Consider the following 25137-nt stretch of genomic DNA (forward strand, 5'->3'; position numbering starts at 1 on the left):
TCAACTTGAAGAACAGCTTGGAGTCGACCGTTTCCCGCAAAGGGGAAGCGGTCGATTTTTTATAAGAGGAAGGAATTATTGTTTAAGTTAGCAGCTTCCCTGTGACCGTAGTGTGGATAATAGCAAAATAGGCCAAAGCGCCTTAAGGTTCTTGTCATGCGTCATGCGTCATACGCAGCTGCAGCTTTAACTATCCGTCCTGATGGCTTGTTCAATTCGTTGCCTTCGGTATTGGTAGGGCGTAATACCGTAAAGCTCCTTGAATAGCTTGATGAAATATTGCGGTTTCCGGTAACCGACCATGCGTGCGATGTCCATGACGTGAAGATGGGAAACCTCCAGCAGGTGGGCCGATTTCTCCAAGCGAGCGCGCAGAATGTAACTCGACAGGTTTTCACCCGTTTCCTGCTTATACAATTTGGACAGGTAGACAGGATGAAGATGGACGATGCCGCCTAGCTCTTCCAGGCTAAGGCTGTCGCCCAAATGCCCAAGAATGTAGTCCCTAATCGCACGCACGATATCCGCGCCGGAGCAGTAGCGGTCCGGCTGATCGGAAGGGCGCGCCATGTTATCTGTCTCGCTTCGGGCGAAGTCATCCTGGGGTTCTGACCGCTTCTCGCCGATACTCTTGACGGCCTGGCACATCGCTTTGTCCATATCGTCTTTATCCACTGGCTTCAAAAGATAATCCAACGCGCCGAAGCGAATCGCCTTTTGAGCATAATCAAATTGGGAATAGCCGGACAAAAAAATAACTTTTGTTTTAAGCCCCCGCCTATGAATATGCTCCAGCAGGTCGATGCCCGAAATTTCAGGCATGCGAATATCCGTAATCATGATGTCGAACCGGTCGCTGTCCAGCAGCATCCGGGCCTCCGTCGGGTTGGTCGTCGTTTCAATGCGATGAACGCCGAACTTCGCCCAGTTAAGCAAATGTTTGAGGTACTCCACGACATACTGTCCGTCATCCACGATCAATAAATGCATAGGCTCCTCCTTCTTCAAACGAGAAATCCACCAATACCGTAACCGACAAACCGCCCCAATCATTCAAGGCAAACCGCAGGCCGCAAGAATGACCGTAGGCATTTTTCAGGCGCTGGTTGATATTCCAGAGCCCGATGCCATCTGTTCCGGGAGGAGGAAGAGGCGCTTCGACGCTAGCTTGCAGTGCCCTCAGTTCCTCCGGCGAAAGTGGCTTCCCGTCATTGGCAACCGTTATTCGGGCTCCCGATTGGAACGCCTCCACGCATATGGAGACCCGATGGGCGCCTTGGCGCTCTTCGATCCCGTGCAGGATGGCGTTTTCCACGATCGGCTGAATAATTAGCGGCATGATCGGCCGCTCCTTCAATTCATCCGGCAGCTTGATGTCGTAGTCCATGGTCTTGCAGAGGGCCATGATGCCCAGGTAATGATCGGCCAGCTCCAATTCCGTAGCAAGCGTGACGCTGCTCGAGTCTAACCGGGTCAGATAGCGGTAGTATTCAGCCAAATGCTTGCTCATGCGGATGACGGCTTCCGGCGAAGAATTGGCCATCGACATGATGAAGAACAGGCTGTTATAGAGAAAATGCGGATTGATCTGCGCCTGAAGCTGCTTTATTTCCGCATTGCGGCGCAGGTCCGTCTCCGTTTTCAGTGACGTGAACAGCATCTGGATTTGGGCAACCATATGATTGAAGCTGCCAAACAGACTGCCGAATTCATTGTTGGGACGGTTATGGATCCGGATGGCGTAATCTCCCTGTTCAACCTGATGGAACTTTTTGTTGAGAAGGTAGACGTTCCTGTAGAAATTACGATAGAAGGTGGCGATAACGATCAAGCCGATGATCAGAATGATAAAGATGCTGGCGAAGAAAACCTGTCGATTCCGGTTCAGCGGCTCCAGAAAATCGCTCATTCGCGTATAGGTGACGAGGTAGGCGTCGATCGGTTCGATAAATTTGGACAGGACAAAGTAGTCTCCACCCTGGTTGCTGAAGTCGAACCTGAGAATACGTTTCGGGTCCGGTGACACCGTCTCTCGGGCTTTATTCGCGATACCGTCGATAAGCTTACCGTCACTGATCGTCAAATCGTCACCTACCAGGAAGAAGGCGTTGGAACTGCCGCCGTTGAATGATTTTTGCAGCAGATTTCTGAGGTAGTCCGTCTTCAGCTTAACGCCAACGATATACTCGATGTCTTCAGGCGTGCGGGGTTCCCGAACGTATGGATAGACGGAAAAATAATACAAGCTGCCGTTCACGAGCTTCCATCCGCGCTTGTCCACGGTACCGTAAATATCATCGGCAAGCAATTCTCCGCGGGTGGCGATGAACGTGCCTTCCGATCTCCAGTAGATGCCCAGGGATTCGACCGATTGGCTGGACAGCAGCGTATTTTTCATCCTTTCTTCGATATCGTTCTTCTTCATCTGTGCGTCGTAGCTGCCCAGTTCCAGGATCTGCCGCTGATAGAATCGAACCGAGCTGTCCGCGGTATACTGGATGGCGTACATGCCGGCTTCGTAGAGCATGTCATCCACGACGCTTTCCGCATAACTCACCTGATTTTTAGCCGTATTCACCAGGCTGTTCTGAATCGTTCGGGAATCCAGCGCGTTCATGACGGAAAACAAAGAGAGTGTAAGGAGGAGGAAAAACACAAAGAAGTAGATGAAACGCTTCATATTCACTTTTTTCATCAGGCTCACTTCCCATTCATCTACTAAGTTTGCTGTTTATCTCTATCATAATCGGCGGAAGGCAAAATAAAAAGGAAGAATGTAAGCGCTTCGAATATGGTTAAGATCGGGTACATGATCTTGAAATTCGGACATTTTTTAATGCATTCGATATTGCTAACATAGAACGTGCAAGCACCATAGTGAATAGAGATCGTGAAAAGGAGGGGAGGAAAATCGCTAGGATGGCGGGAATAAAGGTGGATCAAACGGACATGCGAATAAACAAGAGGATCCGTAGGAATCCCTGGAAACAGGAAATCCGGAAAAATTGGCCGCTGTATCTGCTGTGCTTGCCCGCATTGGGCTTCGTCCTTATCTTTTCCTACGGGCCGATGGCGGGACTGGTCATGGCTTTCCAGGACTACAAACCATGGCTTGGCATCTCAGGCTCCGCCTGGATCGGCCTGGATCATTTCGACCGAATTTTTCAATACGAAGAATCGAAACAAGCGATCGTCAATACGCTGATCATCGCGGTCATCAAGATCATTGTCGGCATCATCGTGCCGATCGTCATGGCGATTCTGCTGAATGAAATTCGTCATATGGGGCTCAAAAAAAGCATTCAGACACTCGTGTACCTGCCGCATTTTCTCTCATGGGTTACGATCGCCGGCATCATGATTGATATTTTGGGCCTGGACGGCGGCGTCAACCGAATCATCACGACGGTGTTCGGTGCGGAGCCGATCTATTTCCTTGGTGATCCGGATCTGTTCAGGCCGACGGTTATTATCAGCGATTTGTGGAAAAACTTCGGCTTTGGCATGATCGTGTACTTGGCGACCATCGCCGGTATCGACCCTTCGTATTATGAAGCCTCGGAGATTGACGGCGCAAACCGCTGGCAGCAAACGCGGCACGTTACGCTGCCGTGCATGATGCCGATGATTATCGTCATCGCCACGCTCAGCCTGGGCAGCATCCTGGATGCCGGCTTCGACCAAATATTCAACCTGTACAACCCGCTCGTTTACAGTACGGGGGATATCATCGATACGTATGTATACCGTTCATCGCTGTTAAACGGACAATACGGATTCGGGACGGCGGTCGGACTGTTCAAATCGGGCATCAGCCTGATCCTGATCGTGGTTGCTTACCGTATCGCCTACAAGGTCGCCAATTATAAAATCTTTTAAGCAGGAGGTAGCCGGATGTATCATAAAACGAAGGGGTACAAAGCGTTCTCCGTCTTCAATCATATCCTGCTGATCGTGGTCGCACTATCGTGCTTCCTGCCGCTGCTGCACTTATTGGCGCAGTCGTTCAGCAGCAAATCGGCCGTTAACGGCGGCCTGGTATCGTTCTGGCCGGTCGAATTCAACACGGATGCTTATGCCAAGACGTTTCGCAACTCGAACTTTACGGGTTCGATGTGGATTTCGGTCGTGCGGACGGTATTAGGCACGCTGATCAGCATGGTGGTGATTACAACCGCCGGCTATGCCTTATCGAAGGAGTTTCGCGGCCGTAACGGATTGATGTGGATTTTCGTCTTTACCATGCTGTTCTCCGGAGGGCTCATTCCTTCTTATATCCTCGTGTCGGAGCTTGGGCTGAAGGATACCATCCTGGCGCTGATCCTGCCTGGAGCATTCGGCGCGTACAACCTGATCCTTATCATGAATTTCTTCAAAACGATACCGAAAGCGCTGGAGGAGGCGGCTTTCATCGATGGCGCTTCGTTCTTCGTCATTTTCAGCAAAATTTATTTGCCGCTGTCTCTGCCCGGCCTCGCCACCATCGGATTGTTCATTATGGTGGGACACTGGAATTCCTGGTTCGACGGCCTGTTGTATATGTCCACCACCGACAAATACCCGCTGGCTTCCTTCCTGCAGACGGTCGTGGTTCAGAATACGGCGCAGAATGTCGCGCTCAGCGCGTCCGAGGCTGCGGCATTGTCGGAACAGAGCATAAAAGCCGCACAAATCTTTATCAGCACGGTGCCGATTATCGCGGTATATCCGTTCCTGCAAAAGTATTTTGTCAAAGGAATCGTGCTTGGGGCCGTTAAGGAATAAAAAATAATAGGTAAAGGAGTACATGCCATGTACATAAAAAAGACGGGGGTTATCTTATCGGCAGCCGTGCTGGCGATTAGTATGCTTGCGGGGTGCGGATCTGGTGATTCGGGGACCGAGCCAGAAGCTCTTGCGGTACTCAAGGATGGGAAATACGAACCGCCCATCACGATAGCCATCGGAAAGCAGCTGGACGAGAACGCGGGAAAATACAAGACCGGGGAGAGTGTGGACGACAACGTGTTGACGCGGTGGGCGCTGGAGAATCTGGGCATCAAGACGCAAACGACCCTTCTCGGCGGGGATGCGGGCAATTACAATACCAAGCTGCGCTTAGCCCTTACGGGGTCAGAGAAGCTGCCGGATCTGTTTCCGGTCTACGATACGACGCTGGCTAACGATTTGATCGAATCGGGGCGGGTCAAGGAGGTTACGGAGGATATAGCGAAATATATGCCCGCCCGACTGAAAGAGATCTATAAACAGTATCCAACGACGTTTAATCCGGTTGTTCGCGACGGCAAAGTATACGGCATGGCGATATCGCCGAACTTGACGGAAGGGCAGGTCATGCTGATCCGTCAGGATTGGCTGGACAGCTTACAGTTGGAAGCGCCTACAACGATCGACGAATTCGAAAGCGTCATCGCCGCATTCACGAACGAAGATCCGGACGGTAATGGCAAGAATGATACGTACGGATTCACGTTCTCCGGAAAAGACGGCTACAATACCGGCTGGGTCAGCGATCCCGTCATGATCTTCAGCGCTTACACGGGCAAGAAGCTGCCGATGCAGTGGAGCGAAGAGAACGGCAAGCTGGCGTACGGATCGGTAGCGGACGGCAACAAGGAAGCGCTGGCTAAGCTGCGTGACTGGTATTCGAAGGGCTACCTGAACAAAGAGCTGGCTACGCAGGGAGCTTGGGATGCGATTGCCGACTTTACGGAAGGCAAAGCAGGCATAATCGTCGGTCGTCCATGGCTCTACGACAGCGTCAAGGACGTCGAGAAGAACGTCAAGGGCGCCAAGGTCAAGGCGTACGCGACGATTCAAGGCGTGGACGGAGACCGGACGTACCAGAACGGCCAGCTGAACGACGGGTACTTTATGTTCAATAAAGATTTTAGCAACATGGAAGCTTTTTTCCTGTATTACGACAAGCTATATGACGCAGCATTCGGAACGGGGGATTTCCAGTACGGTTATGCCCAGGGATACGACTACGATATCGTGGACGGAGAGGTCGTGTTTGATCCGACGAAATTCAACGAACCGATGGATGCCATTCAAGGCGTAGGAAAAATGGCATTCACCAAAAATACGCCGGCCGTTTACCCCGCAGGCAAGAACTTTTACGATCTGGCCAACGGGGCTAAACCGGACAACGGGCCTTTGATGGCCGCAGATTCGGCCCAACAGACCACGAAGGACGGATACGTCATCTCGTACGAGAACCGTGACTCGCTGCTGCCAAGCGCATTTAACGGGCCGCCGACCGCGACGATGCAGACATCCTGGGAGCAGCTGACGACCATGGAGAAGGAAACGTTCACCAAGATCATCTACGGCAATGAGCCGCTTGAAGCTTACGATGCGTTCGTACAGAACTGGTACGCCAAGGGAGGCACGCAAATTACCGAGGAAGTCAATGAATGGTATGCCGGTACAAACACCAAGGACGCGATGACCAAAATGGGGCTGGAATAATAGAAGGGAGTCACGATATGGATAACTCCGTGTTATTGTCTTGCCAAGCATTTGAAGTTGAGGACCGGATCCGCGTTGAAGCCGTTCGCTCATCTGAGTTTTGGCTGACTGCGCCGCCGGAAGGCGGCGGCATTCGGCTGCTTACGGGAACGGTCAGCAGCAGCGTTTGGACCGCATGCGAATTCGTTGCTGCCGACGTCTATCACGAGTGCCACGATGTACTGGTGCTTCTGTTCGGCTTCGGGGATCAAGAAGGGCGGTCCATCACGTATCATGTCGGCATACTGCCGAAGGTGCTGACAACGGTATGCTTGCCGCTGAAACATCTGGACGGAGAGAAGCTGTTTCTCTCCCGTTATCCAGGTATGCTGCAGACGGTGCTTCGCGGCGATGCGCGTGTCGATCGTAATTCAATCGACGGCTTCACGATTGCCACGATTCCCTCGACATCGGATCGCAGCGTCAAGATCTCTAACTTGCGCCTAAACGTCAACGAACCGGAATTCAAACGGAAGCGTCAGGTATACATCGATCGGATGGGACAGATGGTCGGCCGCGAATGGTCATGGAAAACGGCTGACGAGCAGGAACTGGCGAGCCGGCTTCAAGCCGAACGTGCAGAAGCGGGGGCAGCCGGAGAAGGTGCGGCCGAAGAATGCGAAACCGGAGGAAATACGGCACTGATTGGAATACGGAGCGGGATTCAAGCTCAAGGATCGTCCCGTACCTTGGAAGGCTTCGGTTTTGGCAAATACGGAGGCTGGAGGGGGAAAACATTCGAGCAGACCGGGTATTTCCGCACGGCCCACGATGGCTCGAATTGGTGGTTCGTCGACCCTGACGGCTTCGCATTGTTCAGTGCCGGGATGGACTGCATCGGCCCGGCTTCGCCAATGCGAATTGCGGGAATGGAACATTTGCTGCCCGAATTGCCCACACCGGAGGAAGGATACGGAGATGCATGGACGCGCGGGGGAACGGATTTCAGCTTCGAGGTTGCCAATCTGATTCGTGCATTCGGTGCGGACTGGCGTCGGGATTGGGCGTCGCTCACCGAGTTTCGGCTGCGGCACTTTGGCTTCAACACGATTGGCAATTGGTCCGATGAGAGCTTTATCCGCGATTCGTCGCTGCCGTACGTATATCCGCTGACCGACTTCCCGTCGACGGAGAGAACCATTTTCCGCGACTTTCCGGACGTGTTCAGTCCGGAGTACGAACGGGGCTCGAAGGAGTTCGCGCATCAGCTTGTGCCGCTCCGGGAGGATCGTCGTATGATCGGTTATTTCATGCGTAACGAGCCGCACTGGGCTTTTGTGGAAGGTCTGGACCTGACCCGGCTCATGCTGGAGTCCCCCGTCCGTTTCGTTAGCAAGGAACGGTTCGTGGAGTGGATAAGCGTCAAATACGAAACGGTTGAACGGCTGAACGCGGCATGGGGGAACGATTATGACAGCTTCCTCCAGCTGTACGAGCCGGCGCAACCGAAGGAATTCTTCCGTGCGGCCTATAGGGAGGATTGCTCGACGTTCAACCGGATTCTGATTCGGCGATACGTGGAGCTCCCGGCCCGCCTGTGTAAAGAGGCAGACCCGAACCACCTGAATTTGGGCATGCGCTATGCCTGGGTGAGCAGCGAAGAAGTGCTTGAGGGCTGCGAATGGTTCGACGTGTTTTCACTTAACTGTTACCGGTTCGCGCCTGATCGCGAGCAGATCGCAAAGATTGCGGAGAAGCTGAACAGACCCGTCATGATCGGCGAGTACCACTTCGGGGCAGCCGAGGGGGGATTGCCTGCTTACGGTATCCGGGCCGTAGCCACCCAGCGGGAGAGAGGCGGCGCCTATCGCTATTACGTGGAACAAGCCGCGGCGATTCCGGAATTGATCGGCGTCCATTATTTTCAATGGAACGATCAGCCTGCCCTCGGCCGTTTCGACGGCGAGAATTACCAGATCGGCATGGTCGACGTTTGCAATCGACCGTATGCCGACTTCGCCGTGGCGGCGAGAACGGCGCACGAACGAATGTATGAGGTCCGTACCGGAGCGGTGCAGGCCTTCGACCGCCAACCGAGGGAAATTCCGAAGACGGGTTTTTAAGATGCGGTTTGGCCAGGCATCGTCTTCCATAAGTGAGTGTGCAGAATATCTAAGGCCCCGGGGAATCCTCGGGGCTTTTAATATGCCGGCAGGAGACGTGAAGTTCATCCACGTTCGGAAATCCATGCTTGGACAGAAAGGCTTCCGCGGCCAGCAACCTCCAAATCAAGCAACGGACCACTTGCCTACTGCGAAAGCAAGTGTGAAAACACTTGATAGGATTAGAGAGGAATCAAAACAGCAAGAAATTTACATTTATACACAGGAATTCAAAATTTACTCGTCCTTTCAAAGTGTAGAATAGAAATTGTAACCACCCATATTCATGAAGCATGGAGGGAGGCGGGCTCAGATAATTGAAAGCGCATCCATAAAGTAGGGAGGCAAAATAGGAGGCTGCTTTGCATGCAGCGAGAAAGACTGATTTTGGGATGATGCAGCAAAGTCAAAATGTTAAAGGGAAGGAGTGAAATGGTGAATGAAGATGAAAAGAGGCGTCGTGCTGTCTTTGATTTTAGGTCTCATGCTGAGCATGACCGGATATGTCCATGGAGAAGGAGCCGAACCGGCAACGGCCGGCCCGTTTCTCCATCCAGGCCTGCTTCACACCCAGATGGATTTGGCCCGGATCAAACAGAAGGTGGAGGAGGGTGCCCAGCCGTATTTGGACGGCTGGAACCAGCTCGTCAATAGCCCGTATTCGCAGGCAGGCTGGACGCCGCGTGCCACGGCAACGATCGTTCGAGGCGGAGCGGGCGACAACGTTGCTTTGCTCTATAACGATGTTGCTCGAGCCTACCAGAATGCATTAAGATGGAAGATCGCCGGCAGTACGGCGCATGGCGATACGGCGCGGGACATCCTCAACGCCTGGTCTGCCACGTTGACGACGGTCACCGGCAATGCAGACCGTTATTTGGCCGCAGGTCTTAACGGCTACCAGCTGGCCAATGCGGCCGAGCTCATGCGGGACTATCCCGGCTTCGATGTATCCCGGATGCAGAACATGCTGCTGAATGTATTCTACAAGCCCCTCAACGAGCGTTTCTTGATCGGTAACGAGTATGGCAGGGATCACAATGATGCATATATTCAAAATTATTGGGCCAATTGGGATTTGAGCAATATGGCGGCAACGGTGGCGATCGGCATTTTTTGCGACAGACGGGACATTTACGACATCGGTATCGAGTATTTCAAGCATGGGGCAGGCAACGGCTCGATTTATAACGCGATCCCATTCCTGCATCCGGACGGCCTCGCCCAATGGCAGGAATCCGGACGCGATCAGGCACACACCCAACTGGGAATCGGACTGATGGCCGTCACGAGCGAGATGGCGTGGAATCAAGGCGACGATTTGTATGGCTGGGCGAACAACCGCTTTATGCGTGCCGCCGAATATGTTGCCAAATACAACAACGGAAGCGATGATGTTCCGTTCGCAGCCTACGAATGGGGGTCGGGAACGAACGGGGCCGTACAGAGGCAGACGATCATTTCCGCTGCCGGCCGCAATGAACCGCGCCCCGTATGGGAAATGATTTATAACCATTACGCCAACCGGAAAGGGCTGTCAGTGCCTAACATCGCTGCCCGCGCACAGCGATTGAGGCCGGAAGGCGGCCCGAATGCCTCCCATGCCTCAACGTTCGACCAGCTCGGATTCGGAACGCTGCTGTATACCAGGCCGCCCGGCAGCGGCGACTCAGCCGTACTGCCAGGCGGAAACATTCCGGACGGCACGTATCGTTTCATGGTACGCCATGTCGGCAAAGCGATGACGGCATCCGGAACGGCAAGCGGCTCGAATATCGAGCAGCGAACCTTAAACGGGGATCCGAGCCAGCAATGGAACGTGGCGCATCTCGGCGGCGGGCAGTATTCGATACAGAATGAGAAAAGCGGATTGTATCTGCAAATATCGAATGCTTCGTTGGATCATGGCGCCTCGTTTCAGCTGGCGAATCGTAATAGCGGTGACCATCAACGATTCGTATTCATTCCCGTCGGTGACGGGCACCACCGGATCACGCCCGTCACAAGCAACAAACCCGCAGACGTCAAAGATATCTCTACGGCGGACGGAGCGCTTATCCAGCAATGGCGGTATATCTTAGGACACCATCAGCAATGGAAACTCGAGCCCGTATCCGAGTAATGCGGATAGCGCCTTGCAGCGTACGGATAGAATGGAAGGCTTGATGATATGATGCTTGCCCGGCCACGTGGCCGGGCTTTTTATGCGTTCACGTAATGGTCGCCTTGCCCGCCCGCATCGGAGGTCAAACCGGATTTTCTTTATTTTCCATCGAAAATTGCAAGGTATCTTGCAAAAGTGCAATAGGACAAGCAACCTTGCCGAATTACACTGGATTCAAGAGAGACAAACAACAAGATTTCAACATTTCTTGTCTTGTTTTTCAAACTTCTCGATACGGATAGAAACTACACTTTAGCTAAAGTTAAATCATCAGTTTTCGTACAGAAAGAAGGTTATGATCCGTGTTAAGTACCGACGAGCAGCAATGGTTGAACGCCCTGATTGCGAAGATCACGGCCAAGATGGCTTGGGTAAGCGAAAAATCGAGGCATAAAATTCCTTACACAACGATAGACGGGACGCATGACGATCGTTCCGCCTCGAATCCCTCCGGCACGTTGACGGACGGGATCAATTGGTGGACGAACGGGTTCTGGGGCGGCATGATGTGGCTGATGTACCACGAAACGGGCAACGAAAAATATAAAGATGTTGCGGTGAATTCCGAAGCCAAACTGGATCGATGCTTTGACGAATTTTACGGGCTGCATCACGACGTCGGGTTTATGTGGCTGCTGACGAGCGTTGCCAATTTCAAATTGACGTCAAACCCCGATTCCCGAAAAAGAGCCATGCACGCCGCTACGCTGCTGGCAGGAAGATTCAACCCGGCCGGCGGCTTCATTCGCGCCTGGAATGATCTGGATGACGGTGATACGCGCGGCTGGGCGATTGTCGACTGCATGTTCAACATTCCGCTCCTTTACTGGGCAACGGAAGAGACGGGCGATCCGAGATTCAAGCAGATTGCGGAAAGACATGCGGATACGGCCATGACGGCATTCGTCCGGATGGACGGTTCGGTTCATCATATCGTGGAATTCGACCCTTACGAAGGCGGCGTTGTCCGAACATACGGCGGCCAAGGTTACGAAGAGGGTTCCTCTTGGACAAGAGGCCAGACATGGGCGATGTACGGCTTCATGATGAGTTACAAGCACACCGGCAAAGCCGAATATCTCGATACCGCCAAGCGAATCGCTCATTACTTCATGGCGAACATTCCTGAAGACGGGGTCATTCCGGTCGATTTCCGGCAGCCTCCCGAACCAAAGCGGGATGACGATACGGCTGCCGCCATCGCGGCATGCGGGTTGATCGAGATAGCCAGGTGCGTCGGAACATACGACAAGCACATTTATCTGAAGGCGGCGCTGAAGCTGCTGAAATCCTTGGAGACTCGGAGCGATTGGACCGAACGATCAGATGCGATCATTCAGCGCGGTTCAGCGGCGTACCGCGGCAGCGCGCATCACCAACCGATTATTTACGGAGATTACTTTTTCATGGAAGCGGCGTTCAAGCTGAAGGGCAATGATTTTTATTTATGGTAACGTCGTAATTCGGTCTGGGGCAGAGCGGAATGGAAGTTTGTCGTACGTTCACGATTCCGGCATGGAGGAATGGATATGAAACGTATGTTTGAGGCGGTTGTTTTCGGAGGGGCGAAACTATTCTGGGATTATCGGCACCGCAATATCGATCAGTACAAAGGCTACTATCACTGGCACCAGTGCTGCGAGATGTTATTCGTCCACGAGGGGACGGGGCATGTCGTCGTAGGCGGCGATACTTTCCCTATCCGCAGGGGTATGCTGTTCTTCTTTCGTCCGTATCAGCTGCACCATGTCTATGCCAACGTCAGCCCGGAGCAGCCGTATACACGTACGATCTTCCACTTTGATTCGCAGCTGGCCGATGAATTACTGCGTCCCTTCGCAAGGCGTCACGGATTGTTTGCCGCTTTATGGCAAGGCAGCCACCCTATCCAAGCGTTTGATATGAAGGCAGCCGAGGAAACGGTCGAACGTAATTTGGACGATTATGATCGTACCAGGCAAGAAGGCAAGGGCGAGGACGCAGAGGAGATCGGCATGCTCATCCTGCGGCTGCTGGATACGGTCATTCGATATGATCCATCGGGTCAAAGCCGGTCGCCGGGAACATTGGAGCTGAAGTCGACCGGTTATGTGCAGCAGGCGATGCGCTGGATCGACGAACACTATCAGGAAACGTTCTATCTGGACGATCTTGCAGATGCCATGCATCTATCGAAATTTTATTTATCAAAGCTGTTCCATGAAGAAACGGGAAGCACGCTGAAGGAATATGTAACAGCAAAGCGCATGAGGCAAGCGTGCAGGCTGCTCGAAACGACCGCGAAGTCAGTGGAGTGGATCGGGTCCGAAGTCGGCATATCGAACCCGTCCTACTTCGTTCAGGTGTTCAAGCATGAAGTGGGGACGACCCCGCTCAAATATCGAACAGGGTTCATTCACTCGGTGCACGGCAAGGGGAAAGCGCGCTAACCACGATCTCGTCACGGGGAGTACAACAACCAATGAACATTTTCGCGCATCGTTTTGCCATTTTGACGGCCTCATTGAAGATACAATGGGTTCAAAGAGCAGCAGATGGGAATGGGAGCGTTAGCTGCGCAAAGACTAATGCTATGGTTTACGGGGGATGAATCCATGATGAAGGAACGATCCCTAAGATTGCTGGAAGGAAGTGCAGGCCATTGAGTAAGTTAAATGTCGCTCGTGTCCCCAATCATGAAAACGGTAACAGTGCAGCCATGAACAGGGGCGGGGCTTGGAAAGAGACCTGGAAAAATTATAAAAAAAGCAAATATTTATTTTTGATGCTCATCCCTACCTTGATCTGGTTCGGCATTTTCCATTATGGGCCGTTATACGGCATCCAACTCGCGTTTAAGGATTTCAGCCCAATCAAGGGAATATGGGGAAGCGAGTGGGTCGGACTCGAACATTTTGAGTTTTTGTTCTTTCAGTCGCCCGACTTTGCCCGGATTTTTCAAAATACGCTGCTGATCAGTCTTTACAACATTATATTCGGTTTTCCCGCGCCGATCATTCTTGCGCTTCTGTTGAATGAGCTGCGCTCTCACAGGTTCAAGCGCGTAGCGCAGTCCATCTCGTACATTCCTCACTTTTTTTCCTGGGTCATTTTGTCGGGCATCATCATCGTCATGCTGTCGCCCTCGGAAGGACCCGTGAATTACATTTTGCAGCTGTTCGGCATGGAGCCGGTGTACTTCTTGGCGGATCCCGAGTATTTCCGTCCGACGCTGGTTGCTACGAATATCTGGAAAGAGATCGGATGGGGAACGATCATTTACTTGGCAGCGTTGGCGGGTATCGATCCTACCCTGTACGAGGCTTCCGTAATCGACGGAGCAGGCAGATGGAAAAAAATGTGGCATATTACGCTGCCTTCGATTCTGCCCGTCGTTTCGATCATGTTCATCCTGTCGCTCGGCGGTATCCTGAATGCCGGATTCGACCAGATCTTCAACCTGTACAGCCCTGCCGTATACGAGGTCGCCGATGTGATCGATACCTATGTGTACCGGGCAGGCATCCAGCAGGCTCAGTTCGGATTAACGACGGCCGTCGGATTATTCAAGAACGTCATCGGCATCATGCTGGTGCTGGGCACCAATTACGTCATGAAGAAAATGGGACAGGAAGGCGTCCTCTAATGAGGACCGGAAGGAGATGAGCAGTCTTATGAAAATGAGTTCGGGAGAGCGTATATTTCAATGCATCCTTATTCTATTCGTTACCTTCTTATGTATTGTAACCGTTTACCCTTTCTTGCATATTGCATCCGTATCGTTAAGCAGCCCGAGTGAAGCGAGTCGTTTCGGTTTCCATGTATATCCGCGGGAGCTGGACTTCTTCGCCTGGAACCAGGTATTAAGCCAGACAAAAATTTGGATCGGATTTGGCAACTCGGTGTTTCGGACCATTGTCGGAACAGCCTTGTCTTTGATTGCGATGTCGCTGTGCGCATATCCGCTGTCACGCAAATATTTGCCGCACCGCAGCTTTTATACCATGGTCATTCTGTTCACCATGTTCTTCGGGGGCGGCATCATTCCGACGTATTTGTTGATGAAGTCTCTGCATTTGATGGATACCCGCTGGATCTACATTTTGCCTGGACTGATTCCGGTATTCTCGATGCTGGTGCTGCGCAATTTCTTCATGGCGATCCCGACGGAGCTGGAGGAGTCCGCGAAGATCGATGGAGCCAACGATGTCAGCATATTATTCCGCATTATTCTTCCTCTTTCGAAGCCGGTGCTCGCTACATTGGCTCTCTGGGCCGCGGTTGGGCATTGGAACGCATGGTTCGACGCCGTACTCTATGTAACGGATCAGAACAAGCAAGTGCTGCAATTTTTCCTTCGTGAAATCGTCATCACCAATACGGATGCGGAAACGTTCGGGCGAACCGTCGTAGGCAATTTCGAGTATACGTCGTCCATTAAAGCAGCAACCATCATGTTTGCGGCATTGCCGATTCTGATCGTGTATCCATTCCTTCAGAAGTATTTCGTGAAGGGGACGATGATCGGCTCGCTTAAGGGCTGAGCGTTATAATCGGGAAGTGAAAACACTCCCGTTTATATAAAGTAACTGGTTCAAAAAAGGGAGGATCTAAACATGAAACATTGGAAAAGGCTCGGCTTGATCGCAGCTCTGTCCATCTCACTGGTGGCTACAGGCTGTAGTGGAAGCTCAAGCGGCAATAAGACCGCCGAAACCGATAAGCAAGGCGAAGACAAACCGATCGTCATTATGACCAACGCTTCGACTTGGGACATTCCGACTGATGATGGCAATCCAACACAGAAGTATTTGGAAGAACGTTATAACGTGAAGTTCGTCAACATGAGAGGAAATGACGAGAATTTCAAAGTCATGGTCGCTTCCGGAGAGATTCCTGATATTTTACCTCATAACATCAGTGAGGCGGACATGACGAACTGGGCAAGGCAAGGAGTGATCGCCAGCATTTCCGTTGACGAAATCAAGAAATATATGCCTACCTACGTGAAGGAAGTCGAGGAAATTGACCCTAACGCCTGGGATGTCGGGATCATCGACGGAAAAAACTATGGCGTCCCCCGTATTTGGCTGAACGGAGCCTATGGTTTCATACCGACCTATAACGGAGAGTGGTTGAAAGCGGTCGGGTATGACGAGCCGCCCAAAACGCTCGAACAATTGGAAGACGTGTTAACCAAATTCCGCAACAATGACCCGGATGGTAACGGCAAGAAGGACACCTACGGCATGAGCGGACGCGGGAAAGACGTAAGGGCACAAATGTTCAATTCCATTTATGCCGCATACGGGGTTAATCCCTATCATTTCATGTTAACCGACGATGGTACGGTGACATGGGGCGGAATTTCGGAACAGGCCAAGGAAGCCACGAAGCTGCTAAGAGCTTGGTACCATGATGGACTTATCGATCCGGAGTTCATGACGGATGACGGTGCGTTGATCGGCCAGAAGTGGGGCAGCCACAAAATCGGATATGTCGATAACAGCATGTACCACCATTTATTCGCCGGACAGGAAGCCGATAAGACGAACGGCACCAATCCCGTATACGGCAAAGGCGTCATCGGGCCCGCAGGCGAATCGATCGTGATGTCCAACGGTGCGCTTCAGGTACCGCTCCTGTTCGGCAAGCAGGTCGAGGAGGACGAAGCCAAACGCATTAAAATATTGCAGATGCTGGAGGATCTGACTTCCAGCGACGAAGCTTACCTGCGCAGCGTTTTCGGTGAAGAAGGCGTGTCTTACGATCTGGTGGACGGCGCCGTCGTCATGAAAGAGCCTTACGCCAGCACCGTGGAAGAAGCCCGTGCTATGGGGTACGGCGGTTATTATAATCCGTTGGTGGAACGGGATTCGAGCATGTGGAAATACCATTTCTCGAAAGAGAAGCTGGAGTTCAGGGAGACGGTGAACGAGGGAATGAAGCCGATTTCGGATATTCTTGGCCCGACGGCGCTGGAAAGCAAGGGCAAGTACTGGGCAACGCTCGTAACGCTGCAGGATGAGTTCTACACCAAGGCCATTATCGGGAAGGACGATCTGGACGCTTCCTTTGAGGCTTTCAAGACGCAATGGCTAAAAACCGGCGGTCAGGAAGTGCTGGACGAGGCGACGGCTGTTTACCAAGCAAGGCAAGCTGCTAAATAAGCCCGGTTTACCGTTCATTTAAATCGGGCTGCCATGATGAGCTTCATCCGCTGCGATGAAGATTCCATCTTGTCAGCCCTCTACAATCCCATTTTTCACTCTTAATGGGAAATCAGCTTAGTATTATTTTGTTGTTCGGAGGAATGAACATGAACCAAACATTAACAGCGCTTGTAACCTATCCCGCGCCTGACGGTGCGGCCTTAAACGATGATTTCGAGATCCGTGTCAGGACGGAAGATGGGGAGTATCAAGACCTCTGTACCTATCTGGTTCGGGTCGATATGCACGATGTGCGCGAAGCGTCCATGGCGACATTCGATTTTGCCGGCATTGTCGAGGTCGAGATTATTTATAGGAGAGAGGCGCTTCATCAAGTGGAAGTCAGGCCTATAGCCAGTCACATCCAATCCAATCACGATGTCAATAAAATCTGGCTCCGGCTTGACCGGCCATGCAGCTTAAGCATTGAGGCGAACGGGGATCGGTTTCACAATCTTCATCTGTTTGCGAACGGTCTCGAAGTAGATGCGCCGGATCCGAAATCCTGCGAAGTAGCCTTCATGGAACCCGGGGAATATGGGATTCAGGACAAAATCGATCTTCTTCCATCTGCAAGCGAAGCGGGAGAGCAATCCATTCGCGTCATTTATTTCGGACCCGGCATGCACCGATTCCAGGATGGATTATTTCATGTGCCATCGAACACGACGGTGTATCTTGCGGGCGGATCGATCATTATCGGTTCGCTTGTATGCGATCACGTCGAGAATGTCCATATTCGGGGTAGAGGGATTGTTTACTTGCGGGACATCGAGAAGACCACCTATTGGCGGTCCGTGCAAATCAATTATTCCCGCCACATTACGGTCGAGGACATCATCTCCATCGATCCGCCCCACTACAGCATTCATCTGGGCCAATCGGAGAACGTTCGCATTCGCGGCTTCAAGGCGTTCAGCACGCGAGGGTGGTGCGACGGCATTGATATGATGTCCTGTCGTAATGTCCTTATCGAGGACGTGTTTCTGCGCACCTCCGACGATTGCATCGCCATTTATGCCAGCCGCGGCGCATTTAAGGGCGATACGTCGAACGTACGGGTGAATCGCGCGGTTCTGTGGGCAGACGTAGCTCATCCCGTTATGATAGGCGTTCATGGCGACCATGAGGGGAGCGGGGATACCATCGAAAATATTTCCTTCCACGATATCGATATCCTGGAGCATCATGAGCCCCAAGACGGTTATTGGGGCTGTCTGGCCATCAATGCCGGAGATCAAAATACGGTAAGGAACGTATCCTTCAACGATGTACGAATCGAGCCGTTCGAGCTGGGAAGGCTCTTCGATATACGGGTCTTTCATAACCCGAAGTATAATCCGGTACCCGGCAACCGCGTGGAGAACGTTTATTTCAACGATATTTCCTATCAAGGAACGTGCGATAATCCTTCGGTGATTGCGGGTTACGACGCGAAGCGAAGGGTGACAGGCGTACATTTCCGCAATTTGCGGCTGAGTGGTGAGCTCATTACAAGCGCGGAGGCGGGCAATATTCAAAGCAACGAGTTTCAAAGCAACGTGACATTTGAATAGGCGGGTCTTCCGACAGGCTTTCCTTTATAAATAGGCCAGACGAAACTTGATCGAGACTATGAATGACCGAAGCAGCTAGAGCATGTGAACGCTTATCCATAAATTTGAAGATATGAATCTAGGGGAGGGCAACAATCGAATGCAAAGTCTCATTACTTCTGTATTTCAACATGGGAAGGAACCGGGAAAATGGGGCAGGAAGCTTGTTGTCCTGTGCTTGGCAGTTTCATTGATGCTGCCATCGATCGGAGTGGAATCCGCATCCGCCGCTCAGGCTCCTGCCGACGCATCCGGCGGGACATCCCAAGCAGCAGGTTTCTTGGATCAAATTGTATTCGGCGACACGGCATCGGAAACTGCCCATCATTTCCAGGGAGCGTTCACAAGCTCGATCATCGGGCTCTTCGATGAGCCTGCCAGAATATCGAACCCGCGGCAACCGGCGGAAGGGCAGGGCGGAGATTTGACGTTTACGATGAAGGTCGACCCCGTTTTACGCAATTATATCACTGTGAAATTTTCCGGCAACGAAACCTCCTCCGTCAGCATGATTCATATAAACGGAGAGCAGGTCGGTTATATCAGCAACGGGGATTATGAAGCCATCAACAAGGGCTGGATGCTGCCGAACCGGTTCTTTTACAATACGATATTGCTTCCCCTGGAATCGACGGCCGGGAAAGATACGGTCGAAATCACGATTAAATCGTTCAACCCATGGGGGACGATGATCACCGACACGAGGGGCTATTATAGTGCCTACACCCATACACAAGCCTATATTCCTGTCGATGGGGAACAGCAGGGGCATAAATTTAAACCGGGCCAGAACCCGGATACGATGCTGCCGCCCGATCTGACGGATGCCGAGAAGCAGGCGCTGCTTGACAACTACAGACAGGATCACATCAATCTGTTCAACACGTTATCGGGGAAAGTCGATGGAAGTGCCGGCAGTAAATTATCGATTATTCGCTATCAGGATGAACTGATGTTTTACGCGAGCGTTCTGAAATACGACTGGTCGCCGGCAAAGACGCCTGAAGAGAAAAGAGCGGCGCTGGAACGAATCTTCAAAACGATCGATAATCATGTCAAAGATTATTACGGCAATACGAGACTGGTGCTGCGCGGCGGACACCAGGGCGATTGGGGCGGTTATTACGGCGCGCTTGGCGAAGCGCTGTATATCGCGGAGAATCTGATTAGAGACGATGAGATCTACGGAGAAGAGGCATTCCATGCGTTTCTGGATGAACCGTTCGTTACGGGAAGCGTTACCGGCGAATTTTCTTTGGCCGGTGTGGACTGGGATGGCGGGGAATTGACGCGCAGAGAGGCCTGGGAGCGGACGCTGAAGGCGAATTTTGATTTCGCCAGGACCCGGCTGTCTTATATTTATAACCAGGTTTACTATACGTATGTTGGAGCCTGGGAGGCACACGAAGGACAGCGGATCATCGGCTCGGATTACTACGAGGGCAGAGAACGCAGTCAACGGATCCTGCTTGAATCTTTAGGGATACAGCCGTTTCTTGGAGAAGAAGAGCTGGTCGGCCCGGATGGTCAAGAGTTGGATCTGTACCATTCGTTGTTCTATCACGATGGGAGTGCGGTCTTTACCGATGACTTCGTACACATCGTCGGCAAGGGGCTTGCCAAGAGCAAGCTGGACGCCGACGGCAATGTCGTTAGACGGTTGCCCTACGGCAAGCATTATACCGGTTTGACCGAGGCGGGGCTCACGAGGGAGAACGGCTATGTTGCGAACTACGGAGAATCTGCCAACTATCTTGTCACTTATTTCTATAAAACGCTTAACCATGCCGGCGACGAGAACATGAATGACGAGATTCTGAAGGCGGCGTTGAAATCGGTTCATGCCCGCGGATTTGTCCGTTACACGTCTCTGGATGATAATGGGAAAAGAATCATGCGAGCGGAGCAAGTAACGGATGAGCGAAATCAGGGATTAACCGGCATGCCTGCTTACAGCGCCAGAATCGGGCTCGGCATGGGGATGCAATTCGCGTCGCTGGAGATGGCGATGGCTCAGGACGAGGCGAGGTACAGTGGTCCGGAATGGGAGGAATATTGGGAGTTTGCCAAGGAAGCGGTCGGTTTCGTGCAGCAGCAGCTTGCCGATCATCAGCTGCTCCACACCAAGGATTTCGGACACCGGGGAACGATGAGCGGACCCGATTTCCGATTGGCAGACACTTATGAATACATTACAACCGGTCGTGCCGATTACGACCGGTTCGGAGGCGATATTCAGGCAGGTGTCGTTCTGCCGCATACGGATTTCGATTACTATAAACCGGAAGAAATCGCAGCGTTGGGCGTTGATCCGAATGATTACGATCAATGGGCTTGGGCAGATGTCGACAACATGTACGTGTCGGTCAGAGACGGCGATTTCAGGATGCTGGGTTCCTTGTTTTATCGCAATCGAGGGATGGCAGGCAACGGGCGGCTTCATATTATGAAGGATCAATATGACCATATCGTTCAGATCGCGACCAATAACCTTTTCCGATATGAAGATTATTACTTGCGTGCAGGCAACATCGATTGGGATTTCCAGTCTGATCGTGCGAACAATTGGAGCGGAGCGCCGCAGGCGCTGGCCGGAGAGCCTTCGCCGATTTCTTATCAGCCCGGCGTAGGCACCGTCAATCGCGATAATTTCGAAGCGGATACCCCTTATTCCGGATATCCCGAGCTGCAGACTTCCAGATACGGAAAATATTTCATGATTTTTAACACGACCCGGGACGAATACGGAAACAAACAAACCTTCGACGTTGAGCTGCCGTCCGACTTCTCGGGCGCCGAGGTGATCGACCTTGTATCGGGGACGAACGTGCCGGTTGTGGACGGCAAGGTAACGGCTGTGCCGAAATCCGCCATGGTGCTGAAACTAACCTCTGATCTCGAACTCGCCCCTAAACCGTTTCATGTCGATTTCGTGCATGCGCTTGCAGGTAACGGTTACGTGGGCGTCACTTGGAAAACGACGTCCGGCGGTCAGTCCTATACCGTGAAGCGATCGGAGTCGGAAGAGGGGCCTTATTCGGTCATTGCAACGGATGTCCAAGGCAATTATTACAAGGATACGAACGTGCAAAACGGTAAGGTTTACTACTATACAGTCTCTGCTGTGAACGAGAACGGCGAGGGCTGGGATTCTTATCGAGTGAAAGTTGATTTGACCGCGCCGGCATCCGCCAACGCAGACGATGTTTGGCGCGACGACCGGATTGGCAATACGTCAGGCACCGCCTTGATCAACGGTTCTTCCATAACGATTGAAGGAGCCGAAGGAACGGGGCTTGGTCAAGGGGACGATTACAATCTATATCTACGGGATATCCACGATTCGCTGCATTATGTTAGCCGGGTAACCGCAGGAAGCAGTACCATCAGCGCGAAGATCGACGGTGCTTCGGGTGAAGCTAGCGGCATCATGATGCGGGATCGGCACACCGCTGATAAAGCAAGATATATTTATTTCGGAGCGGATGAGAATGGGGAGCTTGTCTTGCAGAACCGAACGCGGAACTCCTTCCATCATTGGTGGAATGAAACGGCAAGCCCCTATGATGCGAAGCTGCAGGGATATACGGCCGCCGAGTATCCGTACGTGAAATTGATACGCGACCACGATTCACAGACGGTGTACGCGTTTGTATCCAAGGACGGCAGCAATTGGACCTATATTATGAAAATGTCCCCATTGTTGACTTATGCATACTACACGGGCGTTACCGCTTCCGATTCAGCCCAGTTCAGCGACGTAACGGTTACGGAAACGCCGCAAGGCCATCTCACACCGTTCCTTGTAAAGCAGCAGGATCAGATCACGATCCATTGGAACAAGCCGAAGCAGGCTTCTTGGTTTAACGTGTATCGCACGACCGATGAAGAGGCGGGCCTGACCGATCCGGAATTGAAACCGGGCACCACAGAGCCGGTTGAGGGATCGCCGTGGACACTCGTCCTGTCAGGGACTAGAGGCACTTCTTACGAGGAATCCAACGTCCGGAATGGCAAGGTGTTTTACAAGATCCTGCCGATTCACGCTGATGGATCCGCGCAGGCCTTCTATGACGTGATGGTTTCTGCGGACTCCCTCGAAGACGTTTTAAGGCATGCCGAGGGCCTGCCGGCATCGGACTATACGAAGGCAAGTTACTACTTGTACCACCAAGAACTGGAACGGATTAAGACGGAGATGAACAAGCCGGAAAGAGACGAGGAAGCGCTGATTAATGAGGTCTATTCGGCACAGAATTTGCTGGAGCCCTATAAGGCAGCGCTCTACCCGTTCGACGGAAACGCCGATAATGTCTTGAGTTCGTCCAGTGCTGCCTTATCCGGAACAACCGAGTACACGGCCGGAAAAGTTGGGCAGGCGGTCGAGCTGAACGGAATAGATGCCTATGTCACTCTTCCAGCGACCGATAAAAAAGCAGCAGCCGACAACATCACGATCGCGGCTTGGGTGTACTGGAAGGGAGGCAGTCAGTGGCAGCGGATATTCGATTTTGGGAACAACACAAATCAATATTTGTTTCTATCGCCGCGATCGGGCAGCAATACGCTTCGCTTCGCCATCAAGAACGGGGGCGGCGAGCAGTTCGTGGAGACGGGGCAGCTTGCTACGGATCAGTGGGTGCACATAGCGGTTACGTTGGGAGACGGCGCGGGCAAATTGTACGTCAACGGCGAATTGAAAGCCGAGAAGAACAACATGACAATCAAACCGAGCGACTTCAAGCCCAGCAACAACTATATCGGCAGGAGTCAATTCGCAGATCCGTTGTTTACCGGTAAGATCGATGACTTTCGTGTGTATGATTCCGTATTAAGCTCTGAAGAAATACAGGCTGTTTATAACAAAACATCTACATGGTTTGACGATTCCCTGCTTGCCTTGCTGCTGAATAAGGCTTCCAAGGTGGATGCGGAATGCTGTACGCCAGAAAGTTATGAAGTGCTGGAGGTAGCCATGGCTCATGCGAATACGGTGGCATCTGCGGGTGATTCCAACCAGGAGGATGTCGATGTTGCTTCCACCGATCTGCTTGCCGCACTCGAAGGTCTCCAGCGAAAAGGCGTCGATGTTACGGCAGATCCAACCGATCCGAACGGCAGCAATGGCTGGTACACGAGCCCTGTAATCCTTACATTGAGACCGGCTGCGAGCACGGAGTACAGCCTGGATGGAGGAAACACATGGATGGCCTACAAGGAGCAGGTTGTTCTGAACGAAGAAGGGATCCATCGTTTCTTATATCGTTCTACCGCTGATGCGGATCAATCCGGATCGCTGGAGATTAAACTTGACTTGACAGAACCAGAACTGCACTTTCATGGCGAGTCTTCCTATACCATCGATCAGCAGGTGAGCATCACGTGCAGCGCGGCGGATGTAACCTCCAGCGTATACGGTACGCCATGCGATGGACCGCTACTGCAGACGCAAGCGTATCTTCTCGAACCGGGAGAGAACAAGGTAACGGTTACAGTAGAGGATCTGGCAGGACACCGGACAACGGGTACGCATGCATTTACGGTGACGGCGACGTATGACGGCTTAAAGAGCATGACGAATGCATTCCTTCGGGAGACGGGGGATAAAGCCTCGGAATCTGTGGCGAAATCCTATAACAAAAAGCTGGAGCAGGCAAAAGAAAAGGCTGACAGCGGTCACATCGAAGCCGCAAGAGGAATTATGAACGGGTATATCGGTCAGGTTCGGGGCCATGCCGGGAAGTTCTTTACCGAGGAACAAGCTTCGATTCTGGTCCGATGGGCCGAAACGGTATACTGATTTGCTTATGTACAACAACCGCCTTTGATAGGCGGTTTTTTTCTTGGTTTTAGGATTAGAAGTCATATCCAACCGCTTTTTTCACATAAAATGTACAAGCTTGGTATTCGTAGGCGGGAGTGAATGCGATTGAACGTGAATTTATTAATTAGCTACATTATTCTGGGATTAACATTGGCTGCTCCGATCGGGCCCGTGAACTCGGCCAGGCTTGATAAAGGCATCAAGAACGGCTTCTGGCATGCTTGGGTAGTCGGAGCTGGATCAATGCTGGCAGACGCAGCTTTTATGTTGTTCATTTATTTAGGTCTCGTTCAATTTCTTAATTTTCCGATCGTTCAGATCTTTTTGTGGCTCTTTGGCGGATTCGTGTTAATTTACAGCGGGGTTGAAAGCATAACGAAAGTGAATAAATTGAAAATCAGCTCGGCGGCAAGAAAAAAGGATTCGTTGTTAAGCTGTTTTCTGCTCGGTTTTTTCATGTCCATCACGAGTCCTTTATCCATACTGTTTTGGCTGGGGATTTATGGCTCCATCCTGGCCAAGACGGCCTCAGCGTTCGGGACGAGCCATTTGCTGTTGTATAGCAGCATGATCTTTTTGGGCTTAACCCTTTGGGATCTATGCGTTGCCGGTTTAACGACAGGACTTCGTCGCTTCCTCAATGAGAACATGCTGACTGCGATTTCGGTCATATCGGGAATATCACTGATCGGTTTCGGTGTGTACTTTGGTATTCAGGGCATTCTTGCGTTAACAGGATAACCAAGTG

The 25137-nt window shown here is 52.0% G+C and carries 15 protein-coding genes; 13 read left to right on the forward strand and 2 right to left on the reverse strand.

Going from position 1 to position 25137, the window contains the following annotated elements:
* Window positions 1–186: 186 nt before the first annotated feature.
* On the reverse strand, window positions 187–990 hold the full coding sequence (locus AK95_RS19825) for a response regulator transcription factor (RefSeq protein WP_071221639.1): 804 nt from the start codon (window positions 988–990) through the stop codon (window positions 187–189).
* Window positions 968–2695 (reverse strand): sensor histidine kinase, encoded by a 1728-nt coding sequence (locus AK95_RS19830; RefSeq protein ID WP_235613168.1) that lies wholly within the window; start codon window positions 2693–2695, stop codon window positions 968–970. Before AK95_RS19830 ends, AK95_RS19825 begins: the two co-directional genes overlap by 23 nt.
* Before the next feature lie 254 nt (window positions 2696–2949).
* Here AK95_RS19830 and AK95_RS19835 point away from each other — a divergent pair, with 254 nt between their 5' ends.
* The 13 genes from AK95_RS19835 to AK95_RS19900 all read left to right on the forward strand — a co-directional run bounded on the left by AK95_RS19835 (window position 2950) and on the right by AK95_RS19900 (window position 25130).
* Window positions 2950–3879, forward strand: coding sequence for an ABC transporter permease (locus tag AK95_RS19835; protein WP_071221658.1), 930 nt, complete (start codon window positions 2950–2952; stop codon window positions 3877–3879).
* Between the two features lie 15 nt (window positions 3880–3894).
* On the forward strand, window positions 3895–4764 hold the full coding sequence (locus AK95_RS19840) for a carbohydrate ABC transporter permease (RefSeq protein WP_071221640.1): 870 nt from the start codon (window positions 3895–3897) through the stop codon (window positions 4762–4764).
* 27 nt (window positions 4765–4791) lie between these two features.
* Window positions 4792–6474 (forward strand): type 2 periplasmic-binding domain-containing protein, encoded by a 1683-nt coding sequence (locus tag AK95_RS19845; protein WP_071221641.1) that lies wholly within the window; start codon window positions 4792–4794, stop codon window positions 6472–6474.
* Window positions 6475–6491: 17 nt separating this feature from the next.
* The gene (locus tag AK95_RS19850) at window positions 6492–8576 is read left to right on the forward strand and encodes a beta-galactosidase (RefSeq protein WP_071221642.1); all 2085 of its coding nucleotides are present in this window, start codon (window positions 6492–6494) and stop codon (window positions 8574–8576) included.
* Between the two features lie 478 nt (window positions 8577–9054).
* The gene (locus tag AK95_RS19860) at window positions 9055–10737 is read left to right on the forward strand and encodes an RICIN domain-containing protein (RefSeq protein WP_083397675.1); all 1683 of its coding nucleotides are present in this window, start codon (window positions 9055–9057) and stop codon (window positions 10735–10737) included.
* Window positions 10738–11081: 344 nt separating this feature from the next.
* Window positions 11082–12233 carry an AGE family epimerase/isomerase gene (locus AK95_RS19865; protein ID WP_071221644.1) on the forward strand — a complete coding sequence of 384 codons (1152 nt, stop codon included), beginning with the start codon at window positions 11082–11084 and terminating at the stop codon, window positions 12231–12233.
* A gap of 75 nt (window positions 12234–12308) precedes the next feature.
* The gene (locus AK95_RS19870) at window positions 12309–13208 is read left to right on the forward strand and encodes an AraC family transcriptional regulator (protein WP_071221645.1); all 900 of its coding nucleotides are present in this window, start codon (window positions 12309–12311) and stop codon (window positions 13206–13208) included.
* A gap of 212 nt (window positions 13209–13420) precedes the next feature.
* Entirely contained in the window at window positions 13421–14404 is a 984-nt protein-coding gene (locus AK95_RS19875; protein ID WP_235613169.1) for an ABC transporter permease, read from the forward strand.
* Between the two features lie 28 nt (window positions 14405–14432).
* Complete coding sequence (locus AK95_RS19880; protein ID WP_083397677.1) at window positions 14433–15302, forward strand: carbohydrate ABC transporter permease; 870 nt, start codon at window positions 14433–14435, stop codon at window positions 15300–15302.
* Window positions 15303–15374: 72 nt separating this feature from the next.
* A complete protein-coding gene (locus AK95_RS19885) occupies window positions 15375–16928 on the forward strand; it encodes an extracellular solute-binding protein (protein WP_071221647.1) in 1554 nt (517 codons plus the stop codon).
* A 149-nt stretch (window positions 16929–17077) separates the two neighbouring features.
* Window positions 17078–18526 carry a glycosyl hydrolase family 28 protein gene (locus AK95_RS19890; protein WP_071221648.1) on the forward strand — a complete coding sequence of 483 codons (1449 nt, stop codon included), beginning with the start codon at window positions 17078–17080 and terminating at the stop codon, window positions 18524–18526.
* A 139-nt stretch (window positions 18527–18665) separates the two neighbouring features.
* Window positions 18666–24365, forward strand: coding sequence for a LamG-like jellyroll fold domain-containing protein (locus AK95_RS19895; RefSeq protein ID WP_071221649.1), 5700 nt, complete (start codon window positions 18666–18668; stop codon window positions 24363–24365).
* Between the two features lie 129 nt (window positions 24366–24494).
* Entirely contained in the window at window positions 24495–25130 is a 636-nt protein-coding gene (locus tag AK95_RS19900) for a LysE family transporter (protein WP_071221661.1), read from the forward strand.
* The last annotated feature ends 7 nt before the right edge of the window (window positions 25131–25137 follow it).

Origin of the sequence: Paenibacillus sp. LC231, assembly GCF_001860525.1 — a bacterium.
GTDB lineage: Bacteria > Bacillota > Bacilli > Paenibacillales > Paenibacillaceae > Paenibacillus_AQ.

What these genes read in the sequence shown, in the direction of transcription:
- AK95_RS19825 (WP_071221639.1), bottom strand. Translation starts at nt 990, where the DNA reads ATGCATTTATTGATCGTGGATGACGGACAGTATGTCGTGGAGTACCTC.
- AK95_RS19830 (WP_235613168.1), bottom strand. Translation starts at nt 2,695, where the DNA reads ATGAAAAAAGTGAATATGAAGCGTTTCATCTACTTCTTTGTGTTTTTC.
- AK95_RS19835 (WP_071221658.1), top strand. Translation starts at nt 2,950, where the DNA reads ATGCGAATAAACAAGAGGATCCGTAGGAATCCCTGGAAACAGGAAATC.
- AK95_RS19840 (WP_071221640.1), top strand. Translation starts at nt 3,895, where the DNA reads ATGTATCATAAAACGAAGGGGTACAAAGCGTTCTCCGTCTTCAATCAT.
- AK95_RS19845 (WP_071221641.1), top strand. Translation starts at nt 4,792, where the DNA reads ATGTACATAAAAAAGACGGGGGTTATCTTATCGGCAGCCGTGCTGGCG.
- AK95_RS19850 (WP_071221642.1), top strand. Translation starts at nt 6,492, where the DNA reads ATGGATAACTCCGTGTTATTGTCTTGCCAAGCATTTGAAGTTGAGGAC.
- AK95_RS19860 (WP_083397675.1), top strand. Translation starts at nt 9,055, where the DNA reads ATGAAGATGAAAAGAGGCGTCGTGCTGTCTTTGATTTTAGGTCTCATG.
- AK95_RS19870 (WP_071221645.1), top strand. Translation starts at nt 12,309, where the DNA reads ATGAAACGTATGTTTGAGGCGGTTGTTTTCGGAGGGGCGAAACTATTC.
- AK95_RS19880 (WP_083397677.1), top strand. Translation starts at nt 14,433, where the DNA reads ATGAAAATGAGTTCGGGAGAGCGTATATTTCAATGCATCCTTATTCTA.
- AK95_RS19885 (WP_071221647.1), top strand. Translation starts at nt 15,375, where the DNA reads ATGAAACATTGGAAAAGGCTCGGCTTGATCGCAGCTCTGTCCATCTCA.
- AK95_RS19890 (WP_071221648.1), top strand. Translation starts at nt 17,078, where the DNA reads ATGAACCAAACATTAACAGCGCTTGTAACCTATCCCGCGCCTGACGGT.
- AK95_RS19895 (WP_071221649.1), top strand. Translation starts at nt 18,666, where the DNA reads ATGCAAAGTCTCATTACTTCTGTATTTCAACATGGGAAGGAACCGGGA.